This window comes from Streptomyces sp. NPDC048565 (assembly GCF_040650935.1).
GTDB lineage: Bacteria > Actinomycetota > Actinomycetes > Streptomycetales > Streptomycetaceae > Streptomyces.
In genome coordinates, this window is record NZ_JBEZIH010000001.1 from 422,417 (window position 1) to 438,923 (window position 16,507).

At 70.9% G+C, this 16,507-nt stretch carries 12 protein-coding genes and 1 other RNA gene; 4 read left to right on the forward strand and 9 right to left on the reverse strand.

What is annotated here, in order from left to right; all coding sequences use genetic code 11:
- Positions 1–34 precede the first annotated feature (34 nt).
- From ssrA to ftsE, 5 genes are all read right to left on the reverse strand, one after another.
- Positions 35–422, reverse strand: a transfer-messenger RNA (tmRNA) gene (gene ssrA, locus AB0C75_RS01895).
- A 121-nt stretch (positions 423–543) separates the two neighbouring features.
- Positions 544–1,032 carry an SsrA-binding protein SmpB gene (gene smpB, locus AB0C75_RS01900; protein ID WP_362886046.1) on the reverse strand — a complete coding sequence of 163 codons (489 nt, stop codon included), beginning with the start codon at positions 1,030–1,032 and terminating at the stop codon, positions 544–546.
- Between the two features lie 18 nt (positions 1,033–1,050).
- Positions 1,051–2,238: a S41 family peptidase gene (locus tag AB0C75_RS01905; RefSeq protein ID WP_362886048.1), complete on the reverse strand. Its 1,188-nt coding sequence runs from the start codon at positions 2,236–2,238 to the stop codon at positions 1,051–1,053.
- A gap of 68 nt (positions 2,239–2,306) precedes the next feature.
- Complete coding sequence (gene ftsX / locus AB0C75_RS01910; RefSeq protein ID WP_362886050.1) at positions 2,307–3,227, reverse strand: permease-like cell division protein FtsX; 921 nt, start codon at positions 3,225–3,227, stop codon at positions 2,307–2,309.
- A 23-nt stretch (positions 3,228–3,250) separates the two neighbouring features.
- The gene (gene ftsE / locus AB0C75_RS01915; protein ID WP_362886052.1) at positions 3,251–3,940 is read right to left on the reverse strand and encodes a cell division ATP-binding protein FtsE; all 690 of its coding nucleotides are present in this window, start codon (positions 3,938–3,940) and stop codon (positions 3,251–3,253) included.
- Between the two features lie 258 nt (positions 3,941–4,198).
- Between ftsE and AB0C75_RS01920 the strand changes: the two genes are divergently transcribed.
- Complete coding sequence (locus AB0C75_RS01920) at positions 4,199–4,390, forward strand: hypothetical protein (protein WP_362886054.1); 192 nt, start codon at positions 4,199–4,201, stop codon at positions 4,388–4,390.
- Positions 4,391–4,549: 159 nt separating this feature from the next.
- Here the strand turns inward: AB0C75_RS01920 and AB0C75_RS01925 are convergent, their stop codons facing one another.
- The 4 genes from AB0C75_RS01925 to AB0C75_RS01940 all read right to left on the reverse strand — a co-directional run bounded on the left by AB0C75_RS01925 (position 4,550) and on the right by AB0C75_RS01940 (position 9,792).
- Entirely contained in the window at positions 4,550–5,197 is a 648-nt protein-coding gene (locus AB0C75_RS01925) for a PT domain-containing protein (protein WP_362886056.1), read from the reverse strand.
- A gap of 370 nt (positions 5,198–5,567) precedes the next feature.
- Complete coding sequence (gene prfB, locus AB0C75_RS01930) at positions 5,568–6,674, reverse strand: peptide chain release factor 2 (RefSeq protein ID WP_362886058.1); 1,107 nt, start codon at positions 6,672–6,674, stop codon at positions 5,568–5,570.
- 70 nt (positions 6,675–6,744) lie between these two features.
- Entirely contained in the window at positions 6,745–7,986 is a 1,242-nt protein-coding gene (locus AB0C75_RS01935; RefSeq protein WP_362886060.1) for a serine/threonine-protein kinase, read from the reverse strand.
- Between the two features lie 144 nt (positions 7,987–8,130).
- The gene (locus AB0C75_RS01940; RefSeq protein WP_362886062.1) at positions 8,131–9,792 is read right to left on the reverse strand and encodes a serine/threonine-protein kinase; all 1,662 of its coding nucleotides are present in this window, start codon (positions 9,790–9,792) and stop codon (positions 8,131–8,133) included.
- A gap of 420 nt (positions 9,793–10,212) precedes the next feature.
- Between AB0C75_RS01940 and AB0C75_RS01945 the strand changes: the two genes are divergently transcribed.
- From AB0C75_RS01945 to AB0C75_RS01955, 3 genes are all read left to right on the forward strand, one after another.
- Positions 10,213–13,539 (forward strand): FHA domain-containing protein, encoded by a 3,327-nt coding sequence (locus AB0C75_RS01945; RefSeq protein ID WP_362886064.1) that lies wholly within the window; start codon positions 10,213–10,215, stop codon positions 13,537–13,539.
- 151 nt (positions 13,540–13,690) lie between these two features.
- The gene (locus tag AB0C75_RS01950; RefSeq protein WP_362886066.1) at positions 13,691–15,070 is read left to right on the forward strand and encodes an extracellular solute-binding protein; all 1,380 of its coding nucleotides are present in this window, start codon (positions 13,691–13,693) and stop codon (positions 15,068–15,070) included.
- Positions 15,071–15,074: 4 nt separating this feature from the next.
- Positions 15,075–16,466: a sugar ABC transporter permease gene (locus tag AB0C75_RS01955; RefSeq protein WP_362886068.1), complete on the forward strand. Its 1,392-nt coding sequence runs from the start codon at positions 15,075–15,077 to the stop codon at positions 16,464–16,466.
- The last annotated feature ends 41 nt before the right edge of the window (positions 16,467–16,507 follow it).

The following is a 16,507-nucleotide window of genomic DNA, read 5'->3' on the forward strand; positions in this document are numbered from 1 at the left end:
TTACTCGCAGGTCAGGGGCTGTATGTACATGGGGTTGTGGAGATGGCGGGAATCGAACCCGCGTCCAACGGTGCGGAACCAGGGCTTCTCCGAGTGCAGTTCGCTGCGCTTTTCTCGGCCCCGGAGGTCACGCGAACAAGCCTCCGACAGGCCCAGTCACTGTTAGATTTCCTTCAGGGCCCCGTGACCGGGCTCAGAAGTTTAGATCCCTGAATGATGCCAGGATCCGGGTCGGGATCACCCCCGGGCTGACACTCCGCAGAGTCTTCGCTTAGCTGCTAATTAGGCAGCGAGGGCGAAGGCGGAGGAATCGCGCTTGGAATTGGCGATTATTGGTTGCGACATATGGTTTACGAGATCATTGCCGCTTCCTCGACTCGCTTCCCCTGCTTCGACATCCGCTGTCGAAACCGATCATCCCCATGTTGATTTTTCAATACGCGCACCCTCTGTGGGGTGCACGGCCCATCGTACGTGACCAACGCACGCGGATGCCACCGTATTCCGGCAGGCTCCGGGGCGCGGGCCCCGGACAGCGGCCGCCTACGCGCTGCGCTGGCGCCGGCGGGCCGCCGAGATCGCGCGGTTCGTCTCCCGCGTGTCCTGCTTCTCGCGCAGCGTCTGGCGCTTGTCGTACTCCTTCTTGCCCTTCGCGAGCGCGATCTCGACCTTGACGCGCCCGTCCCTGAAGTACAGGGCGAGCGGCACGATCGTGTGACCGGACTCCTGCGACTTGGACGCCAGCTTGTCGATCTCGGCCCGGTGCAGGAGCAGCTTGCGCTTGCGCTTGGCCGAGTGGTTGGTCCAGGTGCCCTGTACGTACTCGGGGACGTGGATGTTGTGCAGCCACGCCTCTCCGTTGTCGATCTGGACGAAGCCGTCGACCAGCGACGCCCTGCCCATCCGCAGCGACTTGACCTCTGTGCCCATCAGCACGAGACCGCACTCGTAGGTGTCGAGGACGTGGTAGTCGTGCCGCGCCTTCTTGTTCTGCGCAATCATCTTGCGCCCGGTGTCTTTTTCCTTGGCCATAGTGCGGTCATTTTCGCACTACGACCCACCCCCGAGGCCACTCAATACTGTTTCGCCCCGCTGCTGGGCCTCCGGACCCGCCCCGACGTCCGGCGTGATGCCGCTCCCCTCGACGCTGCGGCCCGCCGGAGTGCGGTACTGCCCGACGGTCAGCTCGGCCACCGAGCCGCCCGGGAGCTTGCTGGGCATCTGGACGGAGCCCTTGCCGAAGGTGCGGGTGCCGACCGTCACGGCCCTCCCCCGGTCCTGGAGAGCGCCCGTCAGGAGCTCGGCGGCGCTCATCGTGCCGCCGTCCACCAGGACGACCACGGGCCGGCCTGTGTCCCCGCCGGACTCCGCGTACAGGGCGCGCTGCTCTCCGTGCACGTCGTAGGTGGCGACAAGACCGCCGTCCAGGAAGGCGGAGGAGGCGGTGACGGCCTCGCTGACCAGACCGCCCGTGTTGGCCCTGAGGTCCAGGAGGATCCCGGCGTCCCCGGGCGCCTCCCGCACGGCGTCACGGACCTCGCCGCCCGCGCCCTTGGTGAACGCGGTGACCTTGATCAGCACGGCCGATGAAGAGTCCTGGCCGAGGCGCCGGACACTCACCGGTTCCGTGCTCAGCCGCGCCCTGCGCAGCGTCGTGGTCCAGGACCGCCCGCCACGGCTCAGCCCGAGGTCCACGGATGAGCCCTCCGGCGTCTTCAGCCGGTCCCCGCGCAGCAGCGCGACCACTTCGGCGACGGGACGCTTACGGACCGGACGGCCGTCCAGGGTCAGCAGCAGGTCGCCCCTGCGCACACCGGCCAGGTCCGCCGGTCCGCCGGGCTCGACCCCGGTCACGGTGACCTCACCGCGGGCCGAACGGCGGGCGGAGACCCCCACGCCCGTGTACGAACCGTCGAGCGCCTGCTCGAAATCCTCGTACTCCCGCTCGTCGTACACCGCGCCCCAGCGGTCCCCGCTGCGGCTGACGACCTCCTGGGCGGCGTCCGTGCCGGACTTGCCGTCGGCCTCCGCGTCGGCGACCGCGTCGGCGATCTCCTCACGGTCCACGGAACCGGCGGCGGAGGACACCGCGTGGGCGTCTATCTCCGTGCCCTTTCCGTCCTCACGGGGCAGGGACCCGGTGGCCGCGGCGGTGGCCAGCACGCTCGCGAACACCAACGTCAGGGCCGCCCCGCGGCAGACACCGCGGGGTTTCAAAAGGTGCGTAAGGCCCAGCATGTGGCTGAGTGTAGGACAACGCCCCGGCCGCATACGGTTGGTTGGCCGCATGCGGGACGGGGCGCTCGTCACACCTTGAGGTACTTGCGCAGCGCGAAGAGAGCGGCAACCGCGGGCATCAGCAGGCCGATCGCCAGGACCAGCGGAAGCTTCGTGAGAACCGCCTCCCAGCCGATGAAGTCGATCAGATTCAGCTTCTGCTGGAGCGCGAGTCCGCCGTCGATCAGGAAGTACCGTGCCGCTATCAGGATCACGCAGGCGAGCAGGCCGCCGATCAGGCCGGCGAACGCGGCCTCCATGATGAACGGCATCTGGATGTAGAAGCCGGAGGCCCCCACGAGCCGCATGATCCCCGTTTCCCGTCTCCGGCTGAACGCCGAGACGCGGACGGTGTTCACGATGAGCATCAGAGCAATGACAAGCATCAGCCCCATCAGGAAGATCGCGGCCACGTTCATGCCGTTCATCAGCCCGAAGAGGTTGTCCAGGATGCTTCGCTGGTCCTGGACGGACTGCACCCCGTCACGGCCCGCGAAGGCCGTCGCGACCACCTTGTACTTCTGCGGGTCCTTCAGCTTGACGCGGAACGACTCCTGCATCTGGTCCGGGGTGATGTTGCCGGCCATCGGCGAGTCGCCGAACTGCTCCTGGTAGTGCTTGTACGCCTGGTCGACCGTCTCGAAGAGGACCGGCTTCTCGACGGCCTCCATCTTCTCCAGGTCAGCCTTGATCTCCTTCTTCTGCTCCGCCGTGACAGCGCCCTTGGCACACTTGGGGACGTCCTTGGCGTCGTTCTTGTTGCAGAGGAAGATCGAGACGTTGACCTTGTCGTACCAGTAGGTCTTCATCGAGCTGACCTGCTCGCGCATCAACAGCGCTCCGCCGAACAGAGCGAGCGAGAGGGCGACGGAGACCACGACCGCGAAGGTCATCGTGAGGTTACGACGAAGACCGACGCCGATCTCCGACAGGACGAACTGGGCGCGCATGGCGTCCTTTCAGTACTCGATGCTCAGTGCTGGTAGCCGTAGACGCCGCGCGCCTGGTCACGTACGAGACGGCCCTGCTCGAGCTCGATGACGCGTTTGCGCATCTGGTCGACGATGTTCTGGTCGTGGGTCGCCATGATCACGGTGGTGCCGGTCCGGTTGATCCGGTCCAGCAGCTTCATGATGCCCACGGAGGTCTGCGGGTCGAGGTTGCCGGTCGGCTCGTCCGCGATCAGCAGCATGGGGCGGTTGACGAACGCCCGCGCGATGGCGACACGTTGCTGCTCACCACCGGAGAGCTCACCGGGCATCCGGTCCTCCTTGCCCCCGAGACCCACGAGGTCGAGAACCTGCGGCACGGCCTTGCGGATCTCGCCGCGCGGCTTGCCGATGACCTCCTGCGCGAAGGCCACGTTCTCGGCGACGGTCTTGTTGGGGAGGAGCCGGAAGTCCTGGAAGACCGTGCCCAGCTGGCGGCGCATCTGCGGCACCTTCCAGTTGGACAGTCGCGCGAGGTCCTTGCCGAGGACATGGACCATGCCCTGACTTGCGCGCTCTTCCCGCAGGATGAGCCGCATGAAGGTGGACTTACCTGAGCCCGATGAGCCCACCAGGAAGATGAACTCGCCCTTCTCGATGTCGAGTGAGACATCCCGGAGAGCTGGGCGGCTCTGCTTCGGGTAGGTCTTGGAGACGTTGTCGAATCGGATCACGGATGCACCACGGTCGGCCGGGGGTAGGTGAGCGTGACACTACGCGAAGCGGGCGGACGCGTGCAGTCGGCGTCCAGCAATGGGTGTTATGTGAGGGAACGCGACGGTGCACGAACCGGGGCGTGCCGGACCTTGCCCGCCGGGCCGCGCCGAAAGCGCCGCGACCTGGCAGAGTGGTAGGGGGAACGGTTGAGTTTCCCGGAGCGTTGTGCGGAGAGAAGGCTGGTGCGGCTCCGCCGCGCGGGAGGAGGAATGCGCATGACCTATGACCGACTGGTGTGCGCGAACTGCGCGGCTCCCGTGAACGAGGGCCGCTGCCCCGTCTGCCGGGCGAGCCGGCAGCGCAAGCAGGACGAGGGCCCCTTCGCGGGGCTGAATCCGGCGATGCTGATCGCCCTGATGGTGATCCTGATGGCGGCCCTGGCACTTCTGGCGCACCAGGCCGTCTGAGCCGGAGGGCGCATCGCGCGCCACCCGAGCCGGAGAATCGTGACACCTGTCCGGCGGGGCTGAGCCATGAGCGTACGGCCCCAGGAAGCCCCCGCACACGAAAGAGCCCGGGAAGGCCATGTCGGCGCTCCCGGGCCCTTCAGTGTGCGCTGACGGGCGTCAGGCGGCCGTACGACCGCCGCCGGCCAGACGCGGCAGGAAGCGGAAGCCGATACCACCGGCGATCATCGTCGCGGCACCGATCACCAGGAAGGTGGTCTCGGCCGCACCGGTCTCGGCGAGCTCGTCCTTGCCCTTGCCCTGCTCGACCGGCTGGTTGCCGGCACTGTCCGTGTCGGTGTTGTCACCGGCGTCCGGGTAGGACGGGTCCGACGGCTCACCCGTGGGTGCGCCCGTGGGCTGGTCCGTCGGCTCACCCGTGGGCTCGTCGGTCGGCTCACCGGTGGGCTCGTCCGTCGGCTCACCCGTCGGCTCGCCGGTCGGCTCACCGGTGGGCTCGTCCGTCGGCTCACCCGTCGGCTCACCCGTCGGCTCACCCGTCGGCTCACCCGTCGGCTCGTCGGTCGGCTCACCGGTGGGCTCGTCCGTCGGCTCACCCGGGTTGGTCGGGTCCTCCTCGCCCGGGTCGGTCGGGTCATCGGTCGGAGTGCCCGGGTTGGTCGGGTCACCGCTCGGGGATTCGGAAATCCCGAGGAGGTCACCGAGCCCCGACGCCTGCGCCGCACCCGCGGCGGTGAGCGAGGCGCCCGCGGCGATCACTGCGCACGCGGCTATGCGCGCCACGCGGATGCGCGTCTTCTTCGTCATCTGTTTGCTACCCCCAGTAGCTGATCTCGTCGATGGAGCAGCCCTATGCGGTCCACGGCCCTGCGGGGTCACACTCTCTGCAGGGCCACGCCGTACCGTGGTCATCCCGCCCGCCCCCGATCACACCTGTCCCAGACATAAGCGTGCTGCTCTAGCACCCTGTCCAGAGATAAGAACTACGTCAAGGCCGTTCCGGTGCCATACGGGCCACTATGGGGGTTCTTGACGGGTATTCGGAATCACGACTGTGACCCATTCGCCACGCCTCTCCCTCAACTCCCCTGCGCTCCCAACAGGGTGAGCGCGCCGGGAACGCGTTCGGGCCCGGACAGAACAACCTGTACGGGCCCGAACGGCCTTGCGGCCGTGGTTACTTCTCGCTCTGCTTGCGCCAGCGGATGCCGGCCTCGATGAAGCCGTCGATCTCGCCGCCGAAGACCGCTTCCGGGTTGCCCATCTCGAACTCCGTACGCAGGTCCTTGACCATCTGGTACGGGTGGAGGACGTAGGAACGCATCTGGTTGCCCCAGGAGTTGCCACCGTCGCCCTTGAGCGCGTTCATCTTCGCCTGCTCCTCCTGGCGGCGGCGTTCGAGGAGCTTCGCCTGGAGGACGTTCATCGCGGACGCCTTGTTCTGGATCTGCGAGCGCTCGTTCTGACAGGAGACGACGATGCCGGTGGGCAGGTGGGTCAGGCGCACCGCGGAGTCGGTGGTGTTGACGCCCTGGCCGCCGGGGCCCGACGAGCGGTAGACGTCGACGCGGAGCTCGGACTCGTCGATCTCGACGTGGTCCGTCTGCTCGACCACGGGAAGCACCTCGACACCCGCGAAGGAGGTCTGGCGCCGGCCCTGGTTGTCGAACGGCGAGATGCGGACGAGCCTGTGGGTGCCCTGCTCGACGGAGAGCGTGCCGTAGGCGTACGGGACCTCCACCGCGAAGGTGGTCGACTTGATGCCGGCCTCTTCGGCGTAGGCCGTCTCGTAGACCTCGGTCTTGTAGTTGTGCCGCTCGGCCCAGCGGAGGTACATGCGCTGGAGCTTCTCGGCGAAGTCGGCGGCGTCGACACCGCCGGCCTCGGCCCGGATCGTGACCAGGGCCTCGCGCGCGTCGTACTCACCGGAGAGGAGCGTGCGGACCTCCATCTCGTCCAGTGCCTTACGGACGGACTCCAGCTCGGTCTCCGCCTCGGCGCGCGCGTCGGCGTCGCCCTCGTCCTCGGCGAGCTCGAACAGGACCTCCAGGTCGTCGATGCGACTGCGCAGGGCCTCGGCCCTGCGGACCTCGGCCTGGAGGTGCGAAAGCTTGCTGGTGATCTTCTGTGCCGCCTCCGGGTCGTCCCAGAGGGACGGGGCCGCCGCCTGCTCCTCGAGCGCGGCGATGTCGGCCCTCAGCGCATCCAGGTCCAGGACGGCCTCGATCGACCCCATGGTCGAGGAGAGGGACTTCAGCTCTTCGGAAATATCGACGACTGCCACGGGTCCAGCGTAACGGCTGGGCGGATGAACATGTCCCTCCCCCGGGTCCAGGCCCCCGGGGGACGGGCTCTCAGGGGGCCGACGGAGCAGAATTCCGGGTGTCGTCGGGTGCGGTGCCCGGGTCGTCGCCACTCGTGGCGAACCAGCCGCCGACCCCTATCGCCACACACACGGCGACCGCGGCGACGCCCAGGGTGATCCTGCGCTTCCGGACAACCGCCGACTTGTTGCGGGCCGAACCGGGGCGGGGCCGGCCGGGCGCGCGCGGGGCGCGGGCCGTGCCGAGGGGGCCTCCGGAGAGTTCGTCCGGGGCGGGGACCCGCATGCTCGTATGGGTGTCCCGGTTGGAGTCGGGGGAGGAACCGGGCACCAGCGGGACCGCGCCGCGGCGGCGGGGCTCCTCCTCGGGGGCCGGGGTGTACTGCTGTTCGTCGTAGGCCTGCGGTTCGCTCTCGTTGCCCGGCTCGTCGACGTCGAGCGGGGGTATCCCGGACAGCAGCGGCAGCAGCTCCCGCAGCCGGGTCGCCAGCTCGGAGGCCCGCAGCCTGGAGGCCGGGGCCTTGGCCAGGCACTGCACCAGGAGCTGCCACAGCTCGTCGGGGATGCCCGGGAGCGGGACGACCGTCTCGGTCACATGGCGGCGCAGGACGGCGCCGGGGTGGCCGCCGCCGAAGGGAGTGAAGCCGGCCAGGAGCTCGTAGAGCACGGTCGCCAGGGCGTAGATGTCCACGGCGGCGCGCGGCGGGAGGCCTTCCACGATCTCGGGCGCCAGATAGTCCGGTGTGCCGATGATCTGGGTGGCCTTGGTGCGGCGCGGGGTGTCGATCAGCTTGGCGACGCCGAAGTCGGTGAGCAGCGCGGGGTGGGAACCGCCGGGACCGAGAGGGCCCTCCATGTCGAGCAGGATGTTCTCCGGCTTGACGTCGCGGTGGACCACTCCCGCGCGGTGCGCGGCGGCGAGGCCGTCGGCGACGTCCGCGATGATCGCCGCGGCGGCCTCGGGCGCGAGACGGCGTTCCCGGTCCAGGCGGGTACGCAGATCGGTGCCCCGCACCAGATCCATCACCAGCGCCAGGTCGGTGCCGTCCACCACGAGGTCGCGGACGGCGACGACATGCGGATGCCCGAGCCCGAGCAGCGCGGTACGTTCCTGCACGAAGCGGCCCACGAGCTCCTGGTCGGACGCGAGGTCCTCACGGAGCAGCTTGATGGCGACCGGGCCCTCGGGCCCGTCGCCGAGCCACACCGTGCCGGCGCTGCCGCGCCCCAGGATCTGGTGGGCGGTGTACCGGCTGCCGATATTCCGTGCCAAGACTGCTCCCTCAGCGGCTGGCGTTGACCCCCGGTCGACAAAGTTACGCGGCCGATGGGGTGTTGCGTGCCCCGGATGACGCCAACCTTCACTTCTGCGGGCGAATTGGGCCGCAGAAGTCGACAAAGAGACGAGGTGTGGCCGTTACTGGCCGCTTCCGCCCAGATCCCTGGCCCAGTCGGTGACCCTGCCGATGCCGTCCCCTATGGCGTGCCAGAAGCTCGTGCCTTCGTCGACCCAGTCCTGAAGCGGCGTCAGTTCCCAGATGAGCCAGCCCGCGATGATCAGCAGCACCACCGTGAACAGACACCCCTTGAGGCAGCCGAGGCCGGGGATGCGCATCGGGTTGGCGCTGCGCTGCCTGGGCTGGCGGGGCGCCGGCGCCTGCGGCTCGGGCTGCTGCGGGGGCGCGTACTGCTGCCTCTGCTGCGGCTGGGGCCGCTGCTGCTGCTGAGGCTGCGGCTGGTAGCGCTGGGGCTGCTGCTGCGGATACTGCTGGGCCTGCTGCTGCGCGTACCGCTGGTCCTGAGGCTGCGGCTGCGGCTGCGGCTGCCGGCGCTGGGGCTGCTGGGGCTGCTGAGGCTGCTGCTGGGGCTGTTGGCGCTGGGGGGCGCGGCGCAGCGGGTCCTGGCTCGGGTCGAGGTACTGGACCTGCGTCTGCTCGTTACGGTCCCGGGCCGCCCTGAGCTGGGACTGCCAGGGGTGCGGCTCGTCGGACTGCGGCGCGCCGTCGGGGCGCGGGGGTACGGGCGGCATCATCGCGGTCGGGTCGGCGCCGCCGCCCGGGGTCTGCTGCATCACGCTGGTCGGGGCCGCCGGGTCGTGCGAGCCCGCGTTGGTCGGCAGCACCTGGGTCGGGTCGGCCGCGCCCGGGGCGTCCGGGACAGCCGCGGGTGCCGGGTCGGGGGTGAGCAGGGCGCCCACGCCCTCGGCCGCCGCGATCTGCGCCGCGTTCGCGTGGACGCCGATACCGGCGCCGACCGTACGCAGCGCACGGGCGAGGTTCACCGCGCTGGGACGCCGGTCCGGGTCCTTGCTCAGGCAGCGCTCGATGACCGTCCACAGCGGTTCGGGGACGGTGCTCGGGCGCCGAGGCTCCTCGCTGAGGTGCCGTTGCAGGACCTCGAGCGCGGTTCCGCCCGCGAACGGCGGACGGCCTGTGACCAGCTCGTAGAGCAGGATGCCCGCGCCGTAGATGTCGACGGCCGAGGTCTGCGGACGGCCCTCGGCGGACTCGGGCGCCACATAGGCGGGCGTGCCGACGAACTCATGGGTCCTGGTCAGGCCCGGGGAGTCCGCGAGGCGCGCGATGCCGAAGTCGGTCAGCATCGGGTGCATCTCGCCGTTGCGCTCGTCGAGCAGCACGTTGGCGGGCTTCAGGTCGCGGTGCACGACACCGTCGGCGTGGCTCGCGGCCAGCGCGTCCGCGATCTGGGCGGTGAGGAGCGAGGCGGCGACCGGGGTGAGCGGCCCGTTCTCGCGGAGGTAGCGGTGCAGGTCAGGGCCGTCGACCAGGTCCATCACCAGGGCGAGGAGATCGCCCTCGACGACGAGGTCACGGGTGCGCACGATGTTCGCGTGGGTGAGCCGCAGGAGCACGGAACGCTCACGCAGGAACCGCATCACGACGTCCGCGTCGTTGGCGAGCTCCTCCTTGAGCACCTTGATCGCGACGGTCTCGCCCGGCTGCCCGGCGACGGCCGCCTCGGCGCCCGCGGTCTCCCGCTGGCGGGCTCGCCAGACGGTGCCCGTGGCGCCGCGTCCGAGCGGTTCCTCGAGCAGGTACTTGCTGCCTACCGGCCGCACGTCATGCGCTCCCTGCTGATCGTTGTGCTTGCGGATCCCCGGGCCCTCCCGGATGTTCCGGCCCACTCTAATGCCGCCGTACGGGGCACCGGTCGGTCGTCGTCGCGTCGTGTTGCCGCTGTGTCAGCGGGAAGACGCAGACACGGAAGAGTTGGTTGCCGAACGAGTGTGCAGCACACCCTCGGCGGGACCAAGCAGGCACTTTTGCACGCACACTCGGCCATTCAAGATCACTAAGCGGTCACCCCCGGGCGTGTTGTCAGTGGCAGGTGCGAGGATGCGTGCAAGCACGGAACCGTCAGGTCGGGAGCCTCACGGTCCGTGACGACCTGTACCGGACGACGCGTCCGTGCCGGGTGGGGGGAATCACAGGGCATTTCCCCTGCCGGGCACCCCGCGCAGAAGGGACCGCTGACGGCGATGCAGATCCGGCTGACCGTCCTCGCGCCGCGCAGCGGCCAGAACCCGGCGCGCGCCTGCGACGTGCTCGTGACCGCCCCCGCCGGGACGGCTCTCGCGGCCGTCGCCTCCAGCCTGGCCGCCGCGGTCTCCGGCCCGGAGGGCTCCCTGAGCGGCGGCGCCACCGTGCTGTACGCCGGGCGTGAGCGGCTCGACCCACAGCGCTGCGCCCTCGGCGAGCCGCCCCTGGTGGACGGCACGGTGCTCTCGCTCCAGGTGCCGGGCGAGGACGAGGCGGCCGACGACGCCGTCCCGGCCAGGCTGCAGGTGATCGCGGGACCTGATGCCGGCGGGGTCCATCTGCTGCACGGCGGGCAGATCAGGATCGGCCGCTCGGCCGAGGCGGACGTACCGCTCGACGACCCCGATGTCTCCCGGCTGCACTGCGCGGTGACGGTCTCGGACGACGGACGGGTGTCCGTCGCCGACCTGGGCTCCACCAACGGCACCTCGCTGGACGGCACGGACATCCACGACCGCCCGGTCCGGCTGGTCCCGGGCGCCCTGCTGCGGCTCGGCGAGTCCACGCTCCGGCTCACGCCCGGCATCCGTACGCCCGCACTGGCGACGGCGCCGGACGGCGAGGGCCATCTGCGGGTGGCCCGTGTGGACGCTCCGGGCGGCGCGCACGGGGCGGCCGGGGGACCCGACACGGACCCGGCCGGCACCGAGGGGCACGGCCCCTCCCACGCCACGCACCCCGCACACGAGGGATACGCCGAGGGCCCTTCCGGCCAGGACGCCGGCCAGGGGGAGCCCTTCGCCCAGGTCACCCATGGCCGCGGCGCCCCGCTCGCTCCCGTGGAGGTTCCCAGACGCGGCATAGGCGCCTGGGCGCGCCGGCTCGCGAGCGGCAAGGGCGAGCAGACCCACGGAGCGCCCTCAGGCGGCTCACCGGCGACAGGACCGGAGTCCGTGTCCGCCCCGCACTCCCCCTCCGTCCCCGTTCACACCCCGTCCGCCCCGGCCGGGACCTGGCCCGACCCCGCGACCGTGCTCCTCACCGCGCTCGGCCCAGGACCCCGCCTGTGGGAGCGCGACACCGCGCACCCGGAGGCCCTGGTCGTGCGGCTCGGGACCACGGAGCGGGCCGACCTGCCCGCCGTGCCGGTCACCGTGGGGCTGCGCGAGGCCGGCTCACTCGGGCTCGCGGGCCCTCGGTCCCGGCTCTCCGGGCTCGCCCGCTCGACGGTGGCCCAGCTCGCCGCGCTGCACTCCCCCTTCGACGTGGAGATCGTGCTGATCAGCACGGACCGCACCCGGAGCCTCGATGAGCGGCGGCGCGAGTGGTCCTGGCTGGGGTGGCTGCCCCATCTGCGCCCGATGCACGGCCAGGACTGCCGCCTCCTCCTCGCGTACGACCGTGAGCAGGCGGCGGCCCGCGCGGCGGAGCTGGTGCGCCGCATGGACGAGGGGCCGCTGGGGCACGGCTGGGCGAGCGCCGACCGCGCCACCGTCGCCGAGGCTGCCCGGCAGCACGCAGGGCCGTACACCGTGGTGGTCGTGGACGGCGATCCAGGCTCCGCCGCCCTGCGCGAGACGACGGCCGCCCTGGCCGGTGCCGGAGCCGCCGCCGGAATCCATCTGATCTGCCTGGCCGACACCCCGGCCGCTTCGCCCACGTCCCCCGTCGCCGCGACCTACGACACCGCGTGCCGGGCCTCGATCGCCTTCCGTGAGTGCGGTGCGGTCGCCATGCTCAGCGGCGATGTGGCGACCGCGCTGCGACTGCTGCGCACGGCGGGCGGCCAGGCCGCGGGCCATGGCACGGTCGCCTCTGTGGACGCGGTGTCGGTGGCCTGGGCCGAGCGGTTCGGGCGCGCCCTGGCCCCGCTGCGCGACGAGGGCACGGCCGCGCTGTCCGGCCGGCCGGTGGCCGCTGCCCTGCCCCCGTCCGCCCGTCTGCTGGACGAGCTGGGGCTCGCCCGTGCCACTCCGGCCTCCCTGATGGCGCGCTGGGCCTCCACCGCCGATGACCAGCCGGGCGCGACGGTGCCCGCGACCGCGCCGGGCGCCTCGGACCTGGACACGACGAGCTCCGGCCGCACCCTGAGCGCGGGGCCCCGGGTGGGCGCGCAGCGCGAGTCCCCCGACTCCGGGCGCACTCCCTTCCGCACCAGCGGGCCGACCAGCTCGGGCTCGGGCCGCTCCTCCTACACCCCCGCCGCCGGAAGCGGCTCGCCCCGGATCGGCGCGCAGCGCCGCGACAGCGGCGCCGCGGAGACCGGCCCCGCAGGCGTGTCCTCCGGTTACGCGGGCCGGCCGGTGATCGTCCTCGGCGCCGGTCCTCGGGGCCCGCTCTCCGTCGATCTGGCCGACGAGGGACCGCATCTGCTGGTCGAGGGCCCCGCCGGCAGCGGCCGTACGGAGCTGCTGCGCGCCGCCGCCGCGTCCCTGGCATCCGCCGCGCGTCCCGACCGGCTCGGCATCCTCCTCATCGACGGGGCGGGCGGCGAGCACGGGGAGCGCGGCGAGGGGCTGCGCCCCTGCACGGAGCTCCCGCACGTCTTCACGCACCTGGTGGCCTCCGACCCCGTACGCATGCGGGAGTTCGCCCAGGCGCTGGGCGGCGAGCTGAAACGCAGGGCGGAGCTGCTCGGCACGCTGGACTTCACCGAGTGGCACGCGCGGTACGAACAGTCGCAGGAGCTCACCGGCCGTCGCCCCGCAGGCGCCGCCGAGCAGCGCGGGGACCTCGAATCACCCGCCAGCGGCACCCTGCGGCTGCGGCCCGCCACAGCCCGTCCGACGGACCCCGGGCCCTCCCCTCTTCCCCGGCTGGTCGTCCTGGCCGACGATTTCGACGCCCTGGTGGCCCCGGCGCTCGGCAGCCCGGGCCGCCCGTCCGCCGGGTCCGTGGTGCGCGTGCTGGAGGCCGTCGCCAGGGACGGCGGGCGGCTCGGTGTCCACCTGGTCGCCACCTCGGCCCGCCCGGACCGCACCGAGGACACGGAGCTGGCCAGGGGCGCGCGGCTGCGCATCGTCCTCGATCCGCCCGTCGTCCCACCGTCCCCGGACGAGGCAGCGCCGGGCCGGGGGCGGCTTGGGCATCCGGACGGCCGGGTGACGCCGTTCCAGGGCGGCCGGGTCACCGGCCGTATCCCTCGCACGGCGACGCTGCGCCCCACCGTCGTACCGCTGGAGTGGGAGCGGATGGGGGATCCGCCGGCCCGCCGCCCGGTGCGCGAGCTGGGCAACGGCCCCACCGACCTGGCCCTGCTGGCCAGCGCCCTGGAGAGGGCGGCCCGTTCGGTGAACGCCGAGCCACTGCCTCCGCTGATCCCCTGACCCGAAGGCCCGCGCCACCGGGTCCCTGACGCTACGTCACGAGCCCATCACGATCACAGGGTTGCCACAGGCCGCGGTATTGCGGCGCCGGTGCGCCGGGCATAGGACTGTGCGCACGGACGACGTGAACCGCAGGAGAGACGGGGCAGGGATGCGCAGAACCCTTCGCATGCGCAGGGCAGCACTGGTGTTCACCGCCATCGGGGCGCTGGCCCTCACCGGGTGCAGCGGTGACGACGACGGCGACAAGGACAAGGCCGGCAAGGGCTCGGGAAAGAGCTCCGGCAAGAGCGATGACAGCGCGTCGACCGTCAATCTGCCGAAACTGGACGGCGAGAAGATATCGGTGGCCGCGGTGTGGACCGGGCCCGAGCAGGCCAACTTCACCAAGGTCCTGGACGAGTTCGAGAAGCGGACCGGCGCCACGGTCACCTTCGTCCCTGCGCAGGACCCGATCGTGAACTTCCTCGGTACGAAGATCGCGGGCGGCCAGCCCCCGGACGTCGCGATGATCCCGCAGGTGGGCGCGATCCAGCAGGCCGTCGCCAAGAAGTGGGCCAAGCCGGTCGGCCCCGAGGCGCGGGCCCAGCTCGGCCAGAACTACGCGCAGGTCTGGCAGGACCTCGGCGCGGTCGACGGCACCCAGTACGGCGTCTACTTCAAGGCCGCCAACAAGTCCCTGGTCTGGTACAACACGAAGGCGTTCGAGAACGCCGGCGCCGGCGAGCCGAAGACCTGGAAGGACTTCCTGTCGACGGCCGAGACGATCTCCGCCTCCGGTGTCACCCCGGTCTCGGTGGGCGGCGCGGACGGCTGGACGCTCACCGACTGGTTCGAGAACATCTACCTCTCCCAGGCAGGCCCCGAGAAGTACGACCAGCTGGCCGAGCACAAGATCAAGTGGACTGACCCGTCCGTCAAGGACGCCCTGACCACGCTCGCCGAGCTGTTCGGCAAGCCGAGTCTGATCTCCGGCGGCGCCGACGGCGCCCTGCAGACCGAATTCCCCGTATCGGTCACCCAGACGTTCACCGGCGGGGACCAGCCCAAGGGCGCGATGGTCTTCGAGGGCGACTTCGTCTCCATCAACATCGCGCAGACCAAGGCGAAGATCGGTACGGACGCCAAGGTGTTCCCGTTCCCCGCGGTCGGCGCCGACTCCCCCGTGGTGACGGGCGGCGACGCGGCCGTGGCGCTCAAGGACAGCAAGGGCGCCCAGGCGCTGCTGACCTGGCTCGCCTCCGAGGACTCGGCGAAGATCTGGGCGGAGGCGGGTGGGTTCATCTCACCCAACAAGTCGCTGGACGCCGCCGCCTATCCGAACGACGTGCAGCGCACGATCGCCGAGGCGCTCATCGACGCCGGTGACGACGTCAGGTTCGACATGTCCGACCAGGCACCGCAGTCGTTCGGCGGGACTCCCGGCAAGGGCGAGTGGAAGACGCTTCAGGACTTCCTGAAGAACCCGAAGGACATCGCGGGGGCTCAAGCCAAGCTGGAGTCCGACGCGGCCAAGGCGTACAAGAGCTGACGGGGTGACCACAGCGACAGCGGGGGGCGCCGGAGGCGTGCCCCCCGCCGACAAGCGTCCCGACACGGGCACGGGTACAGGTGCGAGCACCGGCAAGCGCCCACGCGGAAGCGTGACCGGCACCAGGAGGGCCGTCGCGGTGGCGTTCCTGCTGCCGGCCCTGGTGCTGCTCGGCGCACTCGTCGTCTATCCGATCGTGTACTCCGTCTACCGTTCGTTCCTCGACCAGGCCGGCACCGGCTTCGCGGGCCTCGACAACTACAGGGCACTGTTCACGGACGACACGATCAGGACGGCCGTCAAGAACAACGCGATCTGGGTCGTGTTCGCACCGACGGTCGCCACCGTGCTGGGGCTGATCTTCGCGGTGCTCACCGAGCGGATCCGCTGGGGTACGGCGTTCAAGCTGGTCGTCTTCATGCCCATGGCCATCTCGATGCTGGCCGCGGGCATCATCTTCCGCCTGGTGTACGAGCAGGCGCCGGAGCGCGGTGTCGCCAACGCCGTGGCGGTGGGGGTGCACGACACGTTCGCGCAGTCCGCCGGCTTCCCGAAGGCGCATCCGCTGCCCGTCCATCCGCTGAAGGCGGGCGGCGGCGGTTCCTTCGTGACGAAGGATGCGGTGCGGACCGGTGAGCCGGTCAGCCTGCCGCTGGTCGGTGTGGTGCCGGCGAAGATGCCGGACGACGCGAAGCCGGCGAAGGCGCCGACCACGTCGGACGGGGAGATCACAGGGACGGCCTGGCTCGACTTCACCAAGGGCGGCGGCGGCAAGCCCAACGTCGTCGATCCGCAGGAGCTCGGCCTCAAGGGCATCACCGTCGAGGCGGTGAAGGACGGCAAGGTCGTCGCCTCGGCCACAGCGGGTGCGGACGGGGTGTTCACCCTGCCCGCCTCGGCGGACGGATCGCTGCTCCGGCTTCCGGCGGACAACTTCCGCGAGCCGTACAACGGCGTCGACTGGCTCGGGCCTTCCCTGGTGACGCCGGGGATCATCGGCAGCTACGTCTGGATGTGGGCCGGATTCGCGATGGTGCTGATCGCGGCGGGTCTGGCGGGTCTGCCGCGCGAACTCCTCGAAGCGGCGCGGGTGGACGGTGCCAACGAGTGGCAGGTGTTCCGCCGGATCACGGTGCCGATGCTCGCACCCGTGCTCGCGGTGGTCCTGGTCACCCTGATGATCAACGTCCTGAAGATCTTCGACCTGGTCTTCATCATCGCGCCCGGCTCATCCCAGGACGACGCGAACGTCCTGGCCCTCCAGCTGTACCGCTCCTCGTTCGGCACGGACGCCGATCTCGGGGTCGGCAGCGCCATCGCCGTACTCCTGCTGCTGCTGGTGATCCCGGTGATGCTGTTCAACATTCGCCGCATGCGGAAGGAGGGGCGCCGGTGACTCGGGCCTGCACGGCACCATCCTCCTGCCGGGGGTCCGGG